Here is a 19,627-nt window from a genome sequence, read left to right as displayed (position 1 = left end):
CTCGACGAGGTCCGCGACCCGCGCAACCCACGCGGGCGTCGCTGGCGCTCGGGCGGTGCGCGACCTCGGACTTCACTACCTGTTTGCGGTCAAGAGCACCCAACCCTCCCTCCACACCGAGGCCGTGCGCTGGATGGGTGGCCTGGAGCCTGACCAGGCCGCCGCCACCAGCACGGATCTCGACCACAGTCGCTCCGTCGTGCGGCGCATCTACCTCGGTGAAGCCCTTGCCGCGCCGGAAGGTTGGGAGCATCTCAGGACCGTGCTCCGCGTCGAGGTCGAGACCCTCGACTCCAATGGCGTCCGGGTCGCGAACGACAACCGCTACTTCGTCTCCAGCTTGCCACGCTCTCGTCTCACCGATGCCGAGTGGCTGCTCGTCGTACGGCGCCACTGGGGCGTCGAGACTGCCCATCAGCTTCTCGATGGCGCCTTCGCCGAGGACCATCATCCGTGGATCGAACAGAACCCGCGAGCCACGGTCGTCGTGATGGTGCTGCGGCGCATCGCATACACGCTGCTCGCGCTCTGGCGCGGGGTGACTTTGCGCAGCGACGAACAGCGTAGGCGGCCCTGGCGCGACCTGATGCGCGACATCTGGCTCTGCACAGTCAAGGCCACCGCAGAGACCCCTCGAAACTCGAGTGACCGCCGGCTCCCGCCGGCGCCTGCGTGACCCGTGCCGAGGCCTTCGCGCCGACCTGCTCTTTGACAGACTCCGCGTCGATCACCGCCCTCGGGCTCCTGCCCCCGTAGAGGCTCGATGGCACTTGCTCCTGTGCGGCCCAGTACCTCTCCACCGCCCCGTCCCCGGGGCACCACTTCCCCGCCGGTGGTGGCGACCCAGCTCGACTCGCGGAGAACCGATCGAGACTGCCCGGGCTTGTCGGCGGCACCGCGCTCGTGCTCCGCTTGGGTCATGACGGGCAGGTCGCTCGGGTGGGTGGTGGGGCTCGGGGCGGCGTTGGCCGCGTGTGGTGGCGACGACGGCGGCGGCAGCGCGGGGAGCGGCGGCACCCCCAGCACGGGTGGCGCACCGAGCGGCGGCGGCAGCGCCGGCACCCCGACCGGCGGTAGCAGCAGCGGCGGCACTGGTGGCAGCGGCACCGGCGGCGGCGCAACTGGCGGCGCGAGCAGCGGAGGCGGCGCGGGCGCCGGCGGCGCCGGCACCGGGGGCGGCGCGAACGGCGACATCCCGGGCGGCGGCACGGTGCTCTTCCAGGAGAAGTTCGACGACGCGAGCTTCACCGCCCGCGGTTGGTACGACGGCTCTCAGGGCACGATCAGCCAGACCGAGCACGCTCCCGGCAGCACGAGCTCGTTCCAGTGCGCGTTCGCCCAAGGCGGCACCGCCTGCTCCGCCGGCAAGCCGGCGCGCCACAAGATCACGCCCAGCGAGACGGTTTACGCGAGCTTCTGGCTCAAGCTCAGCTCGAACTGGGTGGGCTCCGGCAAGCCGTATCACCCGCACATGTTCCACTTCATCAACGACCTGGACGGCGACTGGGTCGGTCCCTCGCACACCTACCTGACCACTTACATGGAGGTCGTGGCCGGCAAGGCGTTCCTCGGGCTGCAAGACAGCAAGAACGTGGACCTGAATTGCATCTTGAAGAACGACGACAGCTTCGCCGGCTGCAACGGCAACTTCGCGACTTATCCGTTCACCGAGAACCGCTCGGTCTGCGCCTGCAACGGCCTCTTGGGCGATCTCCAGGGCCGCGACTGCTTCTCGAACGGCAATGGCACCTGGTACAGCTCGCGCAGCTGGACGGCTGCGAACGCATGGGTCGATGCCGCCGGCCCGAGCTACAAGGGCGACTGGCACTTCGTCGAGGTCTACTTCGCAATGAACTCGATCCAGGGCGGCAAGGGCGTGGCGGACGGCAAGATCCGCTGGGTGCAGGACGGCGTGACGCTGATCGCGTCCGACAAGATCTTGATGCGCACGAGCGCACACGCGACGCTGAAGTTCAACCAGTTCGCCATGCTGCCGTACATCGGCGACGGCTCGCCGGTGGCGCAGTCCTTCTGGGTGGACGACCTGACGGTGGCGACGGCCAGGCCCTGACTCAGCCGACCACCGGCAGGAGCAACCGCGACCCCCCGAGCTCGATGGCCCAGCGGACCGGACGTGGCCCCGGCGGCGTGGTGAAGTGATCCACGTCGGCGGCGCCCAGCACGAGCCGCAGGCGTGTGCCGGCCCGAAATCGCGTGGCCAGCGGCAGGAGCTCGATGGCGTGCGTGGCGAGCTCGTCCGGCGCGAGCGTGCGCGCGTCTCTTCGCAGGAAGCTCGCCTCCACGCACGGCGGTCGCGCTCCGTCCTCGACGAGCCGCGTGCGGTGCAGCGTGCGCAGGGCTCCCTCGCTGAGCAGATGCGAGGCCCCAGAAGCCTCGACCTCCTCCAGGTACACCACGATGGCCGAGTCCGGCGCGCTCGACGCGAGGGCCAGCACCAGCACCGGATGCCCAGCCACGACCAGCTGAGCCGACAGCGGCTCGGAGTCGAAGACCAGGTACCCCTCTGGCGAGCGCCCGCGCCCGTCCGCCACCAGGAACGGACAGAGCAGGGTGCGCCAGCGCGAGCGCTGACCGGCGCCGACGTCGAGCGGCATGCTGGCGGTGTCCCGCCCCTGTCCCACTCCGTCGCGGAGCAGCCGGCGACCGCGCGCGAAGCCGAAGCTCGCGACCCGCGCGTCGGTGGGCGGCCAGCTCGGGGCCGTGGACCAGCGACCCTCGCCCATCAGGTAATAACGCACCCGCGGCGCCTGCGCGCGCGGCGACTGCTCGGGGACGAGGTGCGCGTCGAAGAAGCGCAGCAGCTCCGCGGCATGATCGAACGAGGCGCGCCGCCCGGGCGCCTCCGGATCGAGGTCGAGCTGACCGCCGTGGACCCAAGGGCCGATGAGCAGGCGGCTGTCGGCGCCGAGCCGCTCGAGCGCGGCGTGGCGCTTGACCGCCGCGTTGGCGTAGCCGCCGTCGAACCAGCCGCCGTAGCTCAGCACGGCGACCTTCGCGAGCTGCGCCACGTACGAGTGCGGGCTGAAGTACTCGCTCGACTTGCCGGGGATCGGCGCGTCCGTCGGCACGTCGTCGCGGAAGGTCACCTCGCTCGCGCCATCGTGCACGTAGTAGTTGTCGGCGTGCGCGCGCAGCGCGTCGGTCAGGATCTCGCCACGCGGATCGTCGTCGGTGCCCGCGACGCCGCCGAGGCCCCAGTCGATCACGCGGCCCAGCGCGCGACGGAGCGCCGGGTGGTCCAGGCGACGCGCGACCGCGGGCGGGAGCAGGCCGTGCGCTTGCAGCATGTAAACGAGCGCGACCATCTCGCCGGCCTGGTTGCGATCGAGCGCGGCGTTGGCCGTCTCCCAGGCCTGGGTGAAATACGAGGAGTGCAGCCCGCCCGGGAAGCCGACGTCGGCGTACACGTCGAAGAGCGAGAAGCGCGGCGCGACGGCGCGCACCGCGGGGTGCCCGGTGATGCCGAGAAATTCTGCCGTGGTGCCCTCGTAGGAGACGCCGGTCGAGCCGATGCGACCGTTGGACCAGGGCTGCTTCACGATCCAGCTGGCGATGTCGGCGCCGTCGGCGACCTCGCCGTCGAGCCACCACGGGCACGGCCGCTCGCCGAACGAGGCGCCCGAGCCCCGCGCGTCCACGTCCACCCAGGCGTAGCCGCGGGAGGTGAAGAGCTGCCGCATCGGGCCGTTCATCGGATCGAGGGTGAGCTCGTCGAGCAGCGGCCGGAGCGCGGGGTTCACGCGAAAGCGGCGGAAGTAGCGGGTTTGTCGCAGGATCGTCGGTAGCTTCGCGCCGCCCTTCCCGCGCGGCAGGCACACGTCCACGGCGATGCGCGTGCCATCCCGCATCTGGAGGTACTCGGAGCGTCGCTCGTAGCCCCGAAAGCGCGCGGGGCGGAGCGCCAGGTACTCGGCGTGGCTCGGATCGCCGTCGCGCGACGCCTTCATGCGCGCTCAGTCCTCGGTGGGGCCGTAGCCCGGTGGCTCGGAGGCGACCACGGGTTTGGCGCCGGTGGGCTCGCCGGTGCTGTGCGCCTTGCCCATGCCGAAGCTGTGGGCTTCGCCGGGGAACGCACCGGACTGCACCTCGCTGACGTAGCTCTGCGTCGCCCGGACGACCGCGTCGCCGAGCTCGGCGTAGCGCTTGACGAACTTCGGTTGCACGTCTTCGTACATGCCCAGGAAGTCGTAGCAGACCAGCACCTGCCCGTCGCAGTGCGGGCCTGCGCCGATGCCGATGGTCGGAATGCGCACCGCTTCGGTGATGCGCCGCGCGACGGTCGCCGGCAGCCCCTCGAGCACGATGCAGTACGCGCCAGCCTGCTCCAGAGCTTTGGCGTCGGCGAGCACGCCGGCCGCGGCGTCCTCACCCTTGCCCTGCACGCGAAAACCGCCCATCGCGTGCACCGACTGCGGCAAGAGCCCGACGTGGCCCATCACCGGAATGCCCGCCTGCACGATGCGATGCACGTGCTCGGCCACCACCAGGCCACCTTCGAGCTTCACCGCTTCGAAGCCGCCGTTCTTCAACAGGCTCCCGGCGTTCTCCAAGGCCTTCTCCGGCGAGACCTGGAAGCTCATGAACGGCATGTCGCCGACCACGTGTGCGCGGCGCGCCGCCCGGGCCACGGCGCGGCCGTGGTAGCAGATCTCCTCGACGCTCACGCTCAGGGTGTTGGCGTGTCCCTGCACGACCATGCCCAGCGAGTCACCCACTAGAAGGATGTCGGCCCCGCCCTCGTCGAGCAGCCGGCCCAGGGTCGCGTCGTACGCGGTGACCATCGCGATCTTCGGACCCACCCCCTTGCGGGCGCGCAGGCTCGGGACCGTGACCTTGTCGGGCTTCATTTGGGCCGCCGGAGCCTAACATGGGCCATGCCGGCCCTTGGGCCGGGTCACCCGGGAACACTATCCCCCCTGTCGCTCGTAGAAAGAAGCGGGCCGAGGGCCCAGAATAGGACCCGCATGCCGCCTGCCGATTCCGAGCTCGGCCGCTTCCGCCGACTGTTCCAGCGCTGGGCCCGCCAGGTGCGGCTGCGCCTCGCGCTGCGTTGGGTCCTCTCGGGCCTGGCCATCGGGCTCGCGCTCGGTGCGATCGCAGCCGCCGCCCTCTGGTGGCAGCGCTTCGGCTCGCTGCGCCCCTTCGCCGCGGCGCTCGGCCTGCTCGGGGTGCTGGTCGCGGCCTTCGTCGCGCTCCGTCGCAGGCTCAGCGACGCCGACGTCGCCCTCTACCTCGACGCCCGCCTCGACGCGAAGGAGGCCATCAGCACCGCCCTCGAGGTCGGCGAGCGCAGCGACGAAGCGCGCGCCGTCGTGCTCGGCGACGCGACCGACGCCCTCGACAAGGGCGATCCGAAGCGCGCGAGACCGCGCGTGCTCGCCTGGCTCCACGCGCTCGCGCCCGCCGGCGCCGGCGCCCTGGTCTACCTCTGCCTGATCCCGCTGCCACCTGCGCCCGCCGCGCCACCGCCACCGCCCGGCTCTTCGCTGGTTCAAATCGCCGACCTACGAGGCCTGGAGAAGATCGAGCGCCTGGAGAAGCTCGACGCGCGAGACGCCGAGCAGCGTGAACGCCTGAAGCAGATCGCCGAAGAGGCGAAGCGGCTCCGCGAGCAGCTCTCCAAGGGCATGGAGAAGCGCGAGGCCCAGTCGAAGATCGCCAAGCTCCGCGACGACGTCGCCGCGGAGCGGCTCAAGCTCGGCGATCAGAAGAACCGCGCTGGTCTGGAGGCGGCGGTGGGCAAGCTCGCCGACAACAAGTCCACCAAAGACGCGGCGAAGGCCCTGGGCGACGGCGATCTGGTCGAGTTCGACAAGAAGATGCAGGAGCTGGCCAACAAGGCCGAGAAGGCGGATCGCGAGGCCGCCAAGCAAGCGCTCAAGGAGGCGGAGAAGGCCGCGCGGGAGAAGGGCGCGAAGGAGCTGGCCAAGGCCCTCGAGGAGCAGCAGCAGCTGTTCGAGAAACGCGAAGCCAAGGCCGAAGCGCTGCGCGAGCTGGCCAAGGGTTTGAAGGGCAAGCTGAGCGAAGAGGCCCTGAAGGACCTGGAGGAGTTCGGCCAGAGCGGCAGCCCCGAAGCGCAGAAGCGCCTGGCGGAGTCGCTGGAGAAGGCCCTGCAAGGCATGAGCGAAGAGGAGCGCAAGCGCCTGGCGGAGCGGCTGCAAAAGCAGATGGAACAGCAGCCCGGCGGCGCCAACCCGATGACCAAGGAGCAGATCGACGAACTGGCCAAGCGTCTCGGCACGCCCGAAGGACAGAAGGCGCTCGAGGAGCAGCTGAAGGAGCTGGCCAAGCCCGACGCGAGCCAGGAAGGCGAGCGCGAGAAGGGTCTCGGCGACGCGGAGAAGGGCGGAGCCGAAGCGGAGCGCGGGCTCGGCGGGATGGCGCCGGTGCCGATGGAAGGCAACGGTCAGCCCGGCCCCGGCCAAGGCGACAAGGGGGACAAGGGCAACCCGGGGGGCCCTGGCCAGAAGGGCGACAAGGGCAACAAGGGCGACGGCTCCGGCGGACCCGGCAGCAAGAAGGACTTCGGCACCGGCGATCACAAGGGCAACACCAAAGAGCTCGACGCGAAGGGCCTGCGGGCGAAGGCCGGCGCGAAGCTCAACCCCGGCGCGCCCATGCAAGGCAGCACGCTCGGTCGGGCGCCGTCGCGCCCCGGTGAGACGGCGAACCAGGCCGGCACCGGCGCGCTCGGGCAGGCAGGGCCGAGCGAGCTCGGCGGGGTCGAGGGCTCCGAGGTCCCCGAAGAGTACCGCGAGCAAGTGGGCCGCTATTTCCAGCCGTGAGCAGCGGCTGATTTCCGACTACGCTCCGGAGGTCCCATGACCCAGAGCACCTTCGAAGCGCGGCTCGCCCAGGCCCGCGACGCATCCGCCCGGCTCCGAGAGGCCATCGGCACGGTGATCGTCGGGCAAAACGCCGTCGTCGATCAGGTGCTGTGGGGCCTGATCGCCGGCGGGCACGTGCTCTTGGAAGGTGCCCCCGGCCTCGGCAAGACCTTGCTGGTGCGCACCCTCGCGTCGAGCCTCGAGCTCAAGTTCTCGCGCATCCAGTTCACCCCGGATCTGATGCCCAGCGACGTCACTGGCACGAACGTGCTGGTGATGGACGCGACCGGCAGCGCCACGGGGCGCTTCGAGCTGCATCGCGGCCCCATCTTCGGGCAGGTCATCCTGGCCGACGAGATCAACCGCGCCACGCCCAAGACCCAGAGCGCTCTGCTCGAGGCCATGCAGGAGCATGCCGTCACGATCGCCGGCACCCGGCACGTGCTCGACCAGCCGTTCTTCGTCTTGGCCACCGAGAACCCCATCGAGATGGAGGGCACCTACCCTCTGCCGGAGGCCCAGCTCGATCGCTTCCTGCTCAAGGTGATGGTGCCCAACCCGAGCGAGGACGAGCTGACCGCGATCCTCACCCGGACCACCGGCCACGAGGTGGAAGCCCCGAAGAGCGTGCTGCACCGCGACGACGTGCTGGCGCTGCGCGCCCTGTGCCGCGACATCGCCGTGGCGGAGCCGGTGCTGCGCTACGCCGCGCGCTTCATCGGCGCCAGCTCGCCCGACTCCCCGACCGCGCCCGAGATCGTCAAGCGCGGACTGCGCTACGGCGCCGGCGTGCGCGGCGGCCAGTCGCTGGTCTTGGCGTCCAAGGCGCTGGCCCTGCTCGAAGGCCGGGCGCAGGTGGCGTTCACCGACATCCAACGCGTCGCGCCGCCGGTGCTCCGACACCGCATGATCCGCAGCTTCGAGGGCGAGGCCGACGGCCTGACCACCGATCAAGTGGTGGAGGAGCTCACGCGCGCCGTGCCGACGCGCCCGGGCCCAGTGGAGCAGGTCGTACAAGGCAGTCGATGAGCGTGCGTCGGGTCCGCGCTCTCCTGGCGCTCCTGGCGCTCCTGCTCTCGACCGTGCTGGCGAGCGCCCAGGATCCCGAGCCCGCGCCGGGCGCCGGACCCGCTGCCCCCGCTGGCCCAGCGGCCCTCTTGCTCGACGCCGTGCCGTTGCTCGGCCCGGGCTCGCCAGCGGGGGAGCGCTGGCTCTCGACCGTGGTGCGCCTGGTCAACACCACCGAGCAGCAGCTCGAGGGCCACGTCGAGCTGACCAGTGAGCTCAGCTGGAGCCGCGGCGAGAAGCGCCTGCGCACCCGCGCTCCGTTCGCCGTGGCGGGCAAGGGGCGGGTGACGCTCCAGCTGCCGACCCACGGCTTCATGCACACGCCGCCGCAGCTCGCCGTGAAGGCCTTCGACGGCAAGGGCAAGGAGCTCGCCTCGGCGAATCTCCCGGATCCGCGCCCGCTCGAGCCGACGCTGTTCGATCTGAGCATGCCGAGCCGCATCGGACCCGGCGTTCGCGGCAAACGGGTGGCCGCGCAGCATACCGCACCGTTCCGCTCCAGCTACAGCTACAGCGCGCCTTCGCTGGGAGTGGCGTCGCCGCAGGTGAACGCCGCGACCGGGGAGCCGGTCTTGCCGGACCGAGCGGCGGGCTACGCGCCCGCCACGCTGATCTTGGCCAAGAGCGATCAACTCACGGCGCTCCAGGGCGCGGAGCTCGACGCGCTCTGCCATTGGGTCCTGGGAGGCGGCTCGCTGGCGGTGGTGATCTCCAGGCCGGAGGATCTGCGCTCACCCATCTTGTCGGCGATGGTCGGCGCCAACATCCAGCCCGCGCCCCCGCCTGCCGGCTTCGGCGGCCAGGCGGAGTTCGTGGTGCCGACGGACACCGGGGGCAGCTACGGCTACGCGCCCCGCAACGTCGTCAAGCGCGCGTCGCCGGGCGCCGAGGTCAAGCTGACGGGCTACGGTGGCGGCAACCTGCGCCCGAGCCCCTGGGGCGCGACGGCCAGCTACGGCATGGGCGAGCTGACCTTGCTCGGCTTCGACGCCACGAAGGACCCCGCCGCGAGCGACGAGTGGGCGCGGCTCAAGATCGTGGACCTCGTGCGCCACGCCTGGGACCGACAGGTGTCGGTGGCGCTGCCGCACGCCGCAACCGCCCTCGACAGCGGCGCGCTCGACAGCATCAGGAAGCAGCTCGATCCGAACGAGGGCGCGCGCTGGGCCATCGTCGTCGCCCTGCTGCTCCTGATCGCGTACTCGATGCTGGCGGGTCCGTTGAACTTCTACCTGGCCTCCAAGAAGGGCAAGCCGCTCAGGGCGCTCTGGCACTTGCCGATCTGGTCCGGAGCGACGATGGCAGCCATCGTCGTGCTCGGCGCCATGGCGAAGGGCGTCTCCGGACGCGCTCGGCACCTGACCTTCATCGAGGCGGGCGCGGGCATGACCCGCGGCGCGGTCACGCGCTTCCGCGGCTTCTACGCCTCGGCGGCGGAGCAGCTCCTCGTGCGCGCTTCGGATCGCGGCAACGTGCTCGACGTCGCCGGCGACGACGCCAGCGAGACCTCGCGGGAGCTGGTCGTCGATCGCGACGGGGCCCGCCTGGAGAAGTTCCAGGCCAAGCCCTGGCAGACGGTGGTGGTGCGCGAGGACGGCTTCACGTCGCTGGGCGGAGGCGTCAGCCTGATCGAGCGTGGCACCGACGTGGAGGTGAAGAACCGCACGGCCCGCGACCTGATCGGAGTGTTGGTGTGGCGGCCGAAGGGTGAGGTCACCTACTTCCCGCGCATCGAGGACGGGCAGAGCGTGCTCGCCTCAGCCGGCCGCACGCTGCCGAAGAAGATCGGCCGGCGGCGCTTCATCGGGACGCTGAACCTTCGGGATCTGGACGCGCAGGACTTCGCGGCGACCCTCGAGGCCGACGTCAAGGGAGCCGGCGAGGCCTGGAAGGCCCTCGACGACCTGATCGACAACAACGTCAACTGGTGGCCGGACGACGCGCCGGCGCTGATCGGACAGCTCGAGGGCGGCGAGGGCAAGACGGCCGACTCGGGCCTGTCCGTGGACGTCGACCGGGTGCTGGTGCGGGTGGTCGGAGTGGGAGGCGTGCCGTGAGCCAGGGCTCGCTGCTGGTCACCATGCCCGGGCCGAGCGCCGGGCTGATCGAGCCGCCCGCGATCCGCGTGCGCCATCTCTGGCACCGCTACGGCTCCATGGACGTGCTGCGCGACGTGAGCTTCGAGGTCGGCCACGGCGAGATCTTCGGCTTCATCGGGCCGAACGGCGCCGGCAAGACCACCACCATCCGCATCATGGCGACGCTGCTCGACCCCATGGCGGGGCGGGTCGAGATCGACGGCATCGACGTCTCGGTCGATCCCGATCAGGTGCGGCGGATCATCGGCTACATGCCCGATCACGCGGGCGTCTACGACCGAATCACGGTGCGCGAGTACCTGGAGTTCTTCGCGGACGCCTATCGGGTGGCGAACATCGGCGTGGTGGACGCCGTGATCGAGCTCACCGACCTGGGCAACCTGCAAGACCGCCTGGTCGCGGCCCTCAGCAAGGGCATGAAGCAGCGCTTGGGCCTGGCCCGCATCCTGCTCCACGACCCGAAGATCCTGATCCTGGACGAGCCCGCGAGCGACCTCGACCCCCGCGCCCGCATCGAGATCCGCGATCTTCTGCTCGAGCTCCGCGAGCTCGGCAAGACCATCTTCCTGTCGAGCCACATCCTCACCGAGCTCAGCGACGTGTGCACCTCGGTGGGCATCCTGGAGCGCGGCAAGCTGGTGGTCGCTGGGCCCATCGGTCAGATCGCCGAGCGGCTGGAGGTGCAGCGCGCCGCGGAGGCGGTGGGGCTGCAGCCCGGCGCAACCGGAGCGCCGGCCCCGGTGCAAGCCTTCGTCCCGGCGGTGCCCGAGCCGGGACCTCCGCCCGCAGGGGAGCGCGCTGCGACCGGTGCTCCCGCACCCGTGATCACGGCGGGCGGGGCCGAGATCCCGTCGTCCACGCGCAAGCGCCTGCGCCTGCGCGTGCTCGGGGACTCGCGGGTCGTCCTGCCGCTGATCGCCGGCGGCACCGGGATCCTGAGCGTGGAGCCTGGGCCCGGCGGGCAGCTCACGGTCTACTACGTCGGCAACGACCGCTTCGTGGCCGACGTGGTCCGCCACCTGGTCGCCAACGGCGTCGGCATCGTCGGCGTCGAGCCCGAGCGCAACGAGCTCGAGCGCATCTTCCTGGAAGTCACCCGGGGGGATCTGCAATGAGCGCGCAGACGGGCCGCCCGACCCTGGCTGACGCGCCGCCCTCGTCGCGGCGCATCGACCGCGCGCGCATCCGGGTGGAGAAGCTCCGGAACGACCCGAACCCGATCTGGATGCGGGAGATGCGCCAGGCCGCGCGCCTGGGCCGCACGCCGATCATCCTGGCCATCATCACCGGCCTGATGGCGCTCTTGATGTGCGCCGTGGGCGGCGTGGCCAGCGTCGCCACCGAGCCCGCCAAGGTCGGCGTCGCGCTGTTTCACACCTTCTTCTCGCTGGCCTTCGCCGTGGTCACCTGGATCGGCCCGGCGGTCGCGGCCAGCACCATCGCCAGCGAGCGCGGCGGTCGCACCTGGGAGGCGCTCTCGCTCACGGGCCTGGGCGCCACCACCATCGCCCAGGGGAAGTTCCTGGCGTCGCTCAGCTACATCTCCCTCTACATCGTGATGCTGGTGCCGGTGGGGGCGCTGCCCTTCCTGTTCGGCGGCGTCAGCGCGCTGGAGGTCTTGTGCGCCTTCGCGCTGCTGTTCTGCTTCGGCGTGCTGTCGGTCGCCTTCGGGCTCAGCATCAGCTCGCAGTTCTCCAGCACCGCGGTCGCCATCGTGGTCACGCTGCTGGTGGCCATCCCGCTCTCCTTGCTGATCTACGTGCTGGGCGGGGTGGTGCTCTCGATCGCCGTCCACGACCTCTGGCCGGCGATCCCCAAGGGCGCGCCGGTCTGGCTGCCCACGGCCTACGTCCGCGCCGACTTCGGCCTCGAATACATCGCGTTCCTGGTGGCGGCGCCCCTCGCGACAATCGCCCTGCCGGCCTGGTTCCTGTACGAAATCACCGTCGCCAACATGGGCGGCATCAGCGACGACCGCTCGAGCGGGGTCCGGCGCTGGTTCCTGGTAGCCGCGCCGGCCTTCACCATCGCCACGGTCGTGCCGGCCTTCGCCGTCCCGTCGGACTACTGGGCCGCGGTGGCCATCGCCCTCAGCCTGACCTTCCTGTTCCTGGTGGTGATGGCGTTCGTCTTCGCCGGCGAGCCCCTGGGCCCCTCGCGCCGGGTGCTGATCCACTGGGACCGGCAGCGGGTCGGCAAGCTCCGTCGCTATCTCGGACCCGGCATCACCCGCGCCTGTTCGCTGCTGATGGTCGTCGGCACCGCGTGCGTCGCGCTGCAGATGGCCATCGGCGTGGCCCTCGAGCTCAGCTCTCGTTCGCCCGCCGCCGAGGAGAACGCGTTGCGGGTCGTCGCGTTCGGCGGCTACGTCGCCGGCTACTGCCTGTTTCTGGCCGGCTTCGCCGCCTGGACCCGGGCCCGCGCCTCGACCACCAGCGTGCCCCGCGCGCTCTTGGTGGCCGCGTTGTTCTTGACCACGGCGGGACCTTGGCTGGCGATGGCCGTGGCCGGCGTACTGACCGAGGGCAGCGACAGCGCCTTCGTGTTCGCCTCGCCCTCCCCCACCTACGTGATCGTGATGCTCAAGCAGATCGGCAGCACCTCCCCGGACTCGGAGCTGGTGCTGGCGGCGGGCGCGGCCTGCGCGTTCGGCTGGGGATTGCTGGGATTTGGCCTGTTTGGTGCTGCCGCGACGCGCACTCGCCGCGTCGTGCGGGAGCACCAGAAGGCGCAGGAGAAGCTCGACGCCATGCTCGCGGCCGAGGAAGAAGCAGCTCGGCGTGGCCCCGAGCCCGAGCCCGAGGCGGCCCCGGCCGAAGCGCCGACCCAGGAGAGCTGAGTCGTGTCGGGTACGAATCCCTCGCTGCTCGACCCCGAGTTCATCCGCGAGCTCGAAGCGCTCAGGCGCCGACTGGAGATCCGCGCGCGGTCCGGAGCGGCGGGTGAGCACGCGGCCAAGCGCCGCGGCGGCTCCGCGGAGTTCCAGGAGCACCGCTACTACGAGCCTGGCGACGACCTGCGGCGCGTGGACTGGCTGGCGTTCGCCCGCACGGGCACCCCGGTCGTGAAGCTCTTTCGCGCCGAGGAGGACGTGGTCGTGCGCCTGCTCCTCGACGCCTCGGCGTCCCTCGAGTTCGGCGACCCGCCCAAGATCGAGGTCGCCCGCCGCCTGGCCGCGGCCCTGGGCTACATGGCGCTCGCCGGCTCGCAGCGCGCGCAGGTCCTGGTGGCGGGTGCCCGGGAGACGACGACCGGGATCTCGCGCCGGGCGAACGCCCGCCGCGGACGCGGTGGGCTCGCCGGGCTGCTCCGCGATCTCGGGCGCGACGCTCCGAGCGGACGCGTCGATCTGGCGCGCGCCATCGACGACGTGGTCGCACAGTCGCCTCGCCCCGGGATGCTGGTCGTGCTGAGCGACTTCTTCGATCCCGGGCCGGTGACCGCCGCGCTCAGCCGCGCGGTCGTGTCCGGACACGACGTGGCCCTCGTACAAGTGGTGGATCGAGGGGAAATCGAGCCGAAATTGGAGGGAGACTACGAGCTCGTCGATGCGGAGACGGGACAGTCGCTGAGCATCACGATGGATGCCAGCGCCGTCGAAGCCTACGTGCTCCGCTTCGCGGGTCTCGTGGAAGAGCTGCGCGCCTGGGCCCGACGCCACGGCGCGAGCTACGTACGCGTCGCAACGGACGAGGCCCTCGAAGGCGCCGTCCGACGATTCGTCGCTCGTTCCATCGACTGAACGTCAGCGCGCTGACGGACGACGGAAAGAGAACGCGGGAGGAGCGCGACGCTCTCGAGCCGCCGCGCTCGCCACCGCTCGAGCCCCTCAGGTACCGAGTCGCTGGGCGAGCCCAGCGACCTGGCACCGAGAGAGACTCACTTCTTCTTCCGACGGGCCTTCTTCTTGGCCTTCTTCGGAGCCGCCTTCTTGGCCGCCTTCTTGGCTGCCTTCTTGCGACGCGCCTTCTTCTTCGGGGCTGCCGCGGGTGCCGCTGCCGGAGCTGCTGCCGCCGCCGCTGCCTTCTTCGATGCCTTCTTCTTAGCCGCCATGATCTGTTCTCCGTATCAGCTCACTGAATGAGCAGGGTGAACACACTTTCATCCATTCGAGTGCATCTCGTCAAGACGATCTTTTCATGCATCGCGATCTCGAACGTCGACTCGCGCGCGCGACGTGCTCGCGCGCACACCACGAACGTGCGCTCGGTGCGCGCGTCGGTGCGTGCGTCGCACACGCTCTCGGAGCGGCGCTCGACGGCGTGTCGTCACGCTCGCGGCGCAGCGATCGAGAGCGCGTGCGAGCGCGTCTCGTCGGCGCGTGGCGGCGCGACGCACACCCTGATTTTTCACGCAGAAACCCCGCAAAACGCCCCTTCGCGGGCGCACCCATACGGCGTGACGAACGACCTCCCGGACGGCGGCCCGCGCAGCGTCGCCAATGCGCCGCAGACCGGGGGCCCAGTCCAAGCTAAGCTCCCCCGCGCATGCCCATCGAGCTGCGTAGCCCCGGGGGTCTCTGGCTGCTCGGGCTCGTCGTGCCGTTGGTGCTCCTCTACGTGCTGAAGGTGCGCCGCGTACAGCTGCGCGTCGCCTCGACTTGGCTCTGGGCCGTCGCGGAGCGCGATCTGCTGGCAAAAAGCCCCTTCAAACGCCTGCTGGTGCAGGTCCCCCTGCTGCTTCAGCTCGCGGCTCTCTTGCTGCTCGCCCTCGCGTTCGCAAAGCCCGCCACGCGCGGGGGAGCCATCGTCGGCGACCACGTCGCCATCGTCGTGGACGTCAGCGCTTCGATGGCCGCGCGGACGCCCGAAGGCACGACCCGCATCCAGGCCGCCCGCGCGGCCGCCATCAACGTGGTGCGCGCGCTGGGACCGGGGGCGGACGCGCTGATTATCGAAGCGGGTCGCGAGGCCCGCATCGCCTCGCCGCTCGACCGGGATGGGCGCCGCCTGGAGGCGGCCATCGAGCGGCTCGAGCCCGGCGACATCGAGGGCAACCTGGGCCGCTCCCTGGCCATCGCGGCGGACCGCCTCCGGCAGCTGCCGGGGGACAAGCGCATCGTGGTCGTGACCGATCGAGCGCTCACCGATCCGGAGTCGCTCGCCGCCGTGTCGCTTCCGGTCGACGTGGTCGACGTCGGCGGCGAGGCGTCGAACACCGCCATCGTCCGGGTGGACGTGCGAAGTGGCCTGGATCCAGCCACGAAACGCGATCAAGTTCAGGCCTTCGTGCTGCTCGCCCACTACGGCAAGGCACCGCGGGACGTCTTCGTCACGCTCCGCCAGCGCAACGTGACCGAGCCCCTGGCGTCGCGGAAGCTGACGCTCGCGCCGGGCGAGCGGGCACCCGTGGTCCTCACCTTCGAGCCCACGACCGGCGACCGCGGCACGGGGCTGGTGGTCGAGCTGTCGCCGGACGACGCCCTGCCGACGGACGACCGGGCCTACGCCCGGGTGCCGATGGGGCGGAAGATCCCGGTCGTGCTCGCCCCGGGCGACGGCGCCCCTTGGGTGAAGCGCGCGCTCTCCGCGGATCCGGACGTGGAGCTCCTGGGCGCGAGCCTCCAAGCGCTCTCTACAGCGGCGGTCCCCGATGACGCGCTCTTGGTGGTGGACGGCGCGTGCCCCGCACCGCTGCCCGGGGGCGACGTCTTGCTGTTGAACCCGCCGGCCGGCAAGTGTCGCACGGCGCTGGTGGGCGAGCCCCTCGAGAGGCCCAGCATCACGTCCTGGAGCGAGGCCGACCCGCGCTTGCGTTTTCTGACCTTGGATGGGGTGGAGGTCGCCCGCGCTCGCAAAATCGAAACTGAGGGGCAAGCAGACGCACTAGTGAAGACCCGCGAGGGCGTGCTGATCAGCGACGTGTCCTCTCCAGGCCGTACCGGCACGTTGGTGGGCTTCGACGTCGGCGACAGCAACTGGCCCCTGAAGGCGTCGTTCGTGCTGTTCGTCCGCAACGTGGTGGAGCTCGCGCGCTCCCATCGGGCCCGCGGCGTCACCGGCCCAGCACGCACCGGCGAGCCGATGACGGTGCGGGTGCCGCCCGACCTCACCAGCGTCGAGGTGGAGGATCCGGCGGGAAAGAAGCTGTCGATCCCCGCCAAGGCGGGGCTCACGGTGGTGCCCGAGGTGGCTCGGGCCGGCTTCTACTTCGTGAGCTGGAAGGGCGAGCGCCCGGGCAGCGTGCTGGTGGCCGCCAACCTCACCAGCGAGGTCGAGAGCAACATCGCCCCCAAGACCCTGCCGAGCGGAGGCGCCCCGGTCCGGGTCTCGGACGCGGCGTCGGTGGCGGACTCGCACACCGACTGGGCGTGGGTGCTCGCCGCCCTGGCCCTGGCGTTCATCGCGTTCGACGCCTGGTGGTTGACGCGACGGCCCCGGGTCGGCTCGCCGCTGGCGGTCGCGGCGCCGAAGCTGCCGGACCGCCCCGCGGCGCGAGGTGGGCGGTGATGCCTCCTGCCCTCGGTGCGCAGCTGCCTTGGCTGGCCCTCGCGCTCGGCTTGGTGGTCTTCGGCAGCTACCTCGGCTGGGCCCTGCGGCGCGCAGGGCTCGGGCGGCGGCCGCTGCTCCTCGGCCTGAGCCTGCTCGGCGTGTTGCCGGTGCTCTACCTGGGCCTGACCTGGGCGCGGGTGCTCTCGGAGCACTACGTCCGGTTCGAGCGCCCCCTCTTGGCCCTGCCGGCGGCCGTCGTGGTCGCCGCGATCGCTCACCGGCTGCTCGGCTTGTCGCCGCGCCAGGGCGCCGCCCGCCGCACGCTCACCGAGCTCCTGATTGGGTTTTCTGCGCTCGCTGCGGCCTTCGCGGTGTCCGGCGCGGAGCTCGGCAAGCCCCTCGATCGCCTCGCCATCCTGGTGGTCATCGACCGCAGCCGCAGCATCGACCTCGTCCCGGACGCCGACGCGCGGGTCCGAAGCGAGCTCCAGATCGCCGAGCTCGGCATGCGTGACGACGACCGCATCGGGACCCTCGCCTTCGCCGCCGAGGCCGCGGTCGAGGACCCGCTCAGGCCTCGGAGCCGCCTGCCGGCGCCCCAAAAGGTCGAGCTCGGGCGCGACGGCACCGACATCGCCGGAGCCATCCGCCGTGCTCTGGCCGAGGTCCCGGCAGACTCCGCCGCGCGCATCGTGGTGCTGAGCGACGGCGTGTCGACCCGGGGCGATCCGCTCGAAGCCGCCGCCGCCGCCGTCGCCGCCGGCATCCCGGTCGACGCGGTGCCCCTCGACCAGTCCAAGGTCCCCGACGTGCGCGTCGCCGCGCTGCGCATGCCCCCCCGGGCCAGCGAAGGGGAGACCATCGAGATGCGGATCGTGACCTCCGCCAGCGCCGAGACGCCGCTCGAGCTACGCATTTTCCGCGACGGACAGCTGCTCCGGAAGGGCAACGCCAAGGTCGCCGCCGGCGAGGACGTGCTGCGCCTCCGGGAGCAGGCGCCGGGACCGGGCCTGCACCGCTACGACGTCGAGATCACCGCGCTCGATCCGAAGCTCGACGTGCGGCCCGAGGACAACACCGGGTCCACCTTCGTGCGCGTCCGCGGCCAGGCCGCGGCCCTGGTGATGGAGCGCGATCCCAAGCTCGCCGGAGCCATGATCCGCGCGCTCGAGGCGGCTGCCTTCCGCGTGGACAGCGTCGGCCCGAGCAGCGTTCCCGCCGACATCGCGGGCTTCGCCTCCTACGACGTGCTGGTGCTCTCCGACATCCCGGCGCCCGATCTGTCCCCGACCCAGATCGACGCCCTCGCCAGCTACGTGCGCGATCTGGGCGGGGGCCTGCTCCTGATGGGAGGTGACAAGTCCCTCGGGCCGGGCGGCTACGGCAAGACCCCCATCGAGGAGGTCAGCCCGGTCTCCTTCGACCTGAAGCAGGAGCGCCGGCGCGCGAGCCTCGCGGAGGTGATCGCCATCGACTACTCCGGCTCGATGGCGATGCGCGCAGGGAAGCACACCAAGCTCGAGCTCGCCAACGAGGCGGCCGCGCGCTCGGCGGAGCTCCTGGGCACGGGCGATCGGCTCGGAGTCATGCACGTGGACACCGTGGTCAGCTGGACCGTCCCGCTCGGGCCGCTCACGGACAAGGCGGCCATCAGCAAGGCCATCCGCGCCGTGGGGCCCGGCGGCGGCGGCATCTACGTGGACCTCACCCTGCAAGCCGCCTACGCCGCCCTCGATCGCGAGAAAGTGAACCTCAAGCACCTGCTCCTGTTCGCGGACGGCTCCGACGCCGAGGAGCGCGCGGGGGCCTTCGGCCTGGTCGCGGGGGCGAAGTCCCGCGGCATCACCACCAGCGTCATCTCCCTGGGCCGCGGCTCCGACACGGCGGATCTCGAGAAGATGGCGCGCCTCGGCGACGGGCGCTTCTACCTGGTCGAGGACGCGGGCCGGCTCCCCAGCATCTTCGCTCAAGAGACCGTGCTCGCCGCCAAGAGCTCGATCAACGAGACCACCTTCAAGGCGGAGCCGGCCTCGCCCGGCGCTGCCACCCGAGGCATCGACCTCGGCGCGCTCCCGGTGCTCACCGGCTACGTGGTCACGATCCCGAAGGGGCGCGCGCAGGTCCACCTCAGGGGCCCCGAGGGGGATCCCATCCTGGCCACCTGGTCGATCGGCATCGGCCGCGCTGGGGCCTTCACCAGCGACTACAAGGACCGCTGGGGCCGCGCCTGGACCTCGTCGCCGGAGGCGTCGCGTCTGTTCGGCCAGCTCGCGCGCGATCTGACTCGACGCGCGGACGACCCGCGAGTGCGCCTCGAAGCCGACGCGGCCGGCGGCGAGCTGCACGTGCGAGCGAACCTGGTCGGCGACGACGGGCGCGCCGAGAGCTTCCGCCGGCTCAAGGCCCGCGTGGCGGGTCCCGACGGGTTCCAGCGCGAGATCCCCCTCGAGGCCGTGGGCGCCGGCGCCTACGCCGCGACCATCCCGCTCTCGCGCCCGGGCGCCTACATCGCGACGGCAATCGACGAGATCGCCGGCGACGCCGTCGCGACCACCGGGGCGGTGCTGAGCGCCGGCGAAGAGCTTCGGCCGACGGGCACCGACCGCGGCCTGCTGACCCGCGTCGCCGAGATCACCGGCGGACAGGTCCGCGACACGCTCGCCGGCATCTTCAAGGAGCGCAGCGTCAAGCGCTTCGCCTACACCAGCCTGACTCCGCCGCTCTTGCTCCTCGCCGCGCTCGCGCTGCTGTTCGGGGTCGGCGCGCGCAAGCTCGCCTTGCCGGAGCGCCTGAGCTCGCTCCCGGCCCGGTGGCGGGCGCGGGCGCGCGCGCGGGAGGCGCGCACCCAGGCCGCGGCCGAAGCGCGCGCGGAAGAGTCCCGAGCAGCCACCAGCACGCTGGGCGCGCTTCGGGAGCGCAAGCACGAGCGCGGTGCGGAGCTCCCGCACCCCCGCGTCACGACCGACGCCGCCCCCCCCAGCGTGCCTCGCTTCGGCCACGCGACCCCTGCCCCGCGACCGGTCGTCGCCCCGCCACCGGCGCACGCGGCCCAGGCCGGCGCCGAGCCTGCGGCGGGGCCAGCTTCCTCCCGTCAGATGAGCGCCGCCGAGATCCTGCTGGCACGCCGGCGCGGACGACGGAAGTAGATGCGAACCCCGCCGGGCATTCTCGGACGCCAAAG

General features: G+C 71.5%; 13 protein-coding genes. 10 read left to right on the top strand and 3 right to left on the bottom strand.

The genetic code is table 11. The annotated features are described in order from the left end of the window. Positions 1 to 55: 55 nt before the first annotated feature. Both HS104_07330 and HS104_07325 read left to right on the top strand, forming a co-directional pair. A complete protein-coding gene (locus HS104_07330) occupies positions 56 to 676 on the top strand; it encodes a hypothetical protein (protein ID MBE7479780.1) in 621 nt (206 codons plus the stop codon). 243 nt (positions 677 to 919) lie between these two features. Beyond that, positions 920 to 2,071, top strand: coding sequence for a hypothetical protein (locus tag HS104_07325; GenBank protein ID MBE7479779.1), 1,152 nt, complete (start codon positions 920 to 922; stop codon positions 2,069 to 2,071). A 1-nt stretch (position 2,072) separates the two neighbouring features. Here the strand turns inward: HS104_07325 and HS104_07320 are convergent, their stop codons facing one another. Together HS104_07320 and panB are read right to left on the bottom strand one after the other, a co-directional pair. Beyond that, positions 2,073 to 3,968, bottom strand: a complete 1,896-nt coding sequence (locus tag HS104_07320; protein ID MBE7479778.1) for a CocE/NonD family hydrolase — start codon at positions 3,966 to 3,968, stop codon at positions 2,073 to 2,075. 6 nt (positions 3,969 to 3,974) lie between these two features. After that, the gene (gene panB / locus HS104_07315) at positions 3,975 to 4,868 is read right to left on the bottom strand and encodes a 3-methyl-2-oxobutanoate hydroxymethyltransferase (protein ID MBE7479777.1); all 894 of its coding nucleotides are present in this window, start codon (positions 4,866 to 4,868) and stop codon (positions 3,975 to 3,977) included. A 117-nt stretch (positions 4,869 to 4,985) separates the two neighbouring features. Here panB and HS104_07310 point away from each other — a divergent pair, with 117 nt between their 5' ends. The 6 genes from HS104_07310 to HS104_07285 are packed head-to-tail and all read left to right on the top strand — an operon-like array spanning position 4,986 to position 13,757. Beyond that, entirely contained in the window at positions 4,986 to 6,806 is a 1,821-nt protein-coding gene (locus tag HS104_07310) for a hypothetical protein (protein MBE7479776.1), read from the top strand. Between the two features lie 36 nt (positions 6,807 to 6,842). Next, positions 6,843 to 7,877: an AAA family ATPase gene (locus tag HS104_07305; GenBank protein ID MBE7479775.1), complete on the top strand. Its 1,035-nt coding sequence runs from the start codon at positions 6,843 to 6,845 to the stop codon at positions 7,875 to 7,877. After that, complete coding sequence (locus HS104_07300) at positions 7,874 to 9,973, top strand: hypothetical protein (GenBank protein MBE7479774.1); 2,100 nt, start codon at positions 7,874 to 7,876, stop codon at positions 9,971 to 9,973. The genes HS104_07305 and HS104_07300 overlap by 4 nt, the downstream gene beginning before the upstream one ends. A 23-nt stretch (positions 9,974 to 9,996) precedes the next feature. Continuing rightward, positions 9,997 to 11,130: an ABC transporter ATP-binding protein gene (locus tag HS104_07295; protein MBE7479773.1), complete on the top strand. Its 1,134-nt coding sequence runs from the start codon at positions 9,997 to 9,999 to the stop codon at positions 11,128 to 11,130. Beyond that, positions 11,127 to 12,854 carry an ABC transporter permease gene (locus HS104_07290; GenBank protein MBE7479772.1) on the top strand — a complete coding sequence of 576 codons (1,728 nt, stop codon included), beginning with the start codon at positions 11,127 to 11,129 and terminating at the stop codon, positions 12,852 to 12,854. Before HS104_07295 ends, HS104_07290 begins: the two co-directional genes overlap by 4 nt. Before the next feature lie 3 nt (positions 12,855 to 12,857). Continuing rightward, complete coding sequence (locus tag HS104_07285; GenBank protein MBE7479771.1) at positions 12,858 to 13,757, top strand: DUF58 domain-containing protein; 900 nt, start codon at positions 12,858 to 12,860, stop codon at positions 13,755 to 13,757. A gap of 137 nt (positions 13,758 to 13,894) precedes the next feature. Here the strand turns inward: HS104_07285 and HS104_07280 are convergent, their stop codons facing one another. Continuing rightward, positions 13,895 to 14,068 carry a hypothetical protein gene (locus HS104_07280; protein ID MBE7479770.1) on the bottom strand — a complete coding sequence of 58 codons (174 nt, stop codon included), beginning with the start codon at positions 14,066 to 14,068 and terminating at the stop codon, positions 13,895 to 13,897. Positions 14,069 to 14,502: 434 nt separating this feature from the next. On the opposite strand from HS104_07280, the gene HS104_07275 reads away from it, so the two are divergent. After that, positions 14,503 to 16,464 carry a VWA domain-containing protein gene (locus tag HS104_07275; protein ID MBE7479769.1) on the top strand — a complete coding sequence of 654 codons (1,962 nt, stop codon included), beginning with the start codon at positions 14,503 to 14,505 and terminating at the stop codon, positions 16,462 to 16,464. Further along, positions 16,464 to 19,592 carry a VWA domain-containing protein gene (locus HS104_07270; GenBank protein MBE7479768.1) on the top strand — a complete coding sequence of 1,043 codons (3,129 nt, stop codon included), beginning with the start codon at positions 16,464 to 16,466 and terminating at the stop codon, positions 19,590 to 19,592. The genes HS104_07275 and HS104_07270 overlap by 1 nt, the downstream gene beginning before the upstream one ends. The last annotated feature ends 35 nt before the right edge of the window (positions 19,593 to 19,627 follow it).

Source organism: Polyangiaceae bacterium, from assembly GCA_015075635.1.
Classification (GTDB): Bacteria; Myxococcota_A; Polyangia; order Polyangiales; family Polyangiaceae; genus JADJKB01.
Note: the sequence above shows the minus strand (reverse complement) of the source record. Positions and strands in the feature narration are given on the sequence as shown.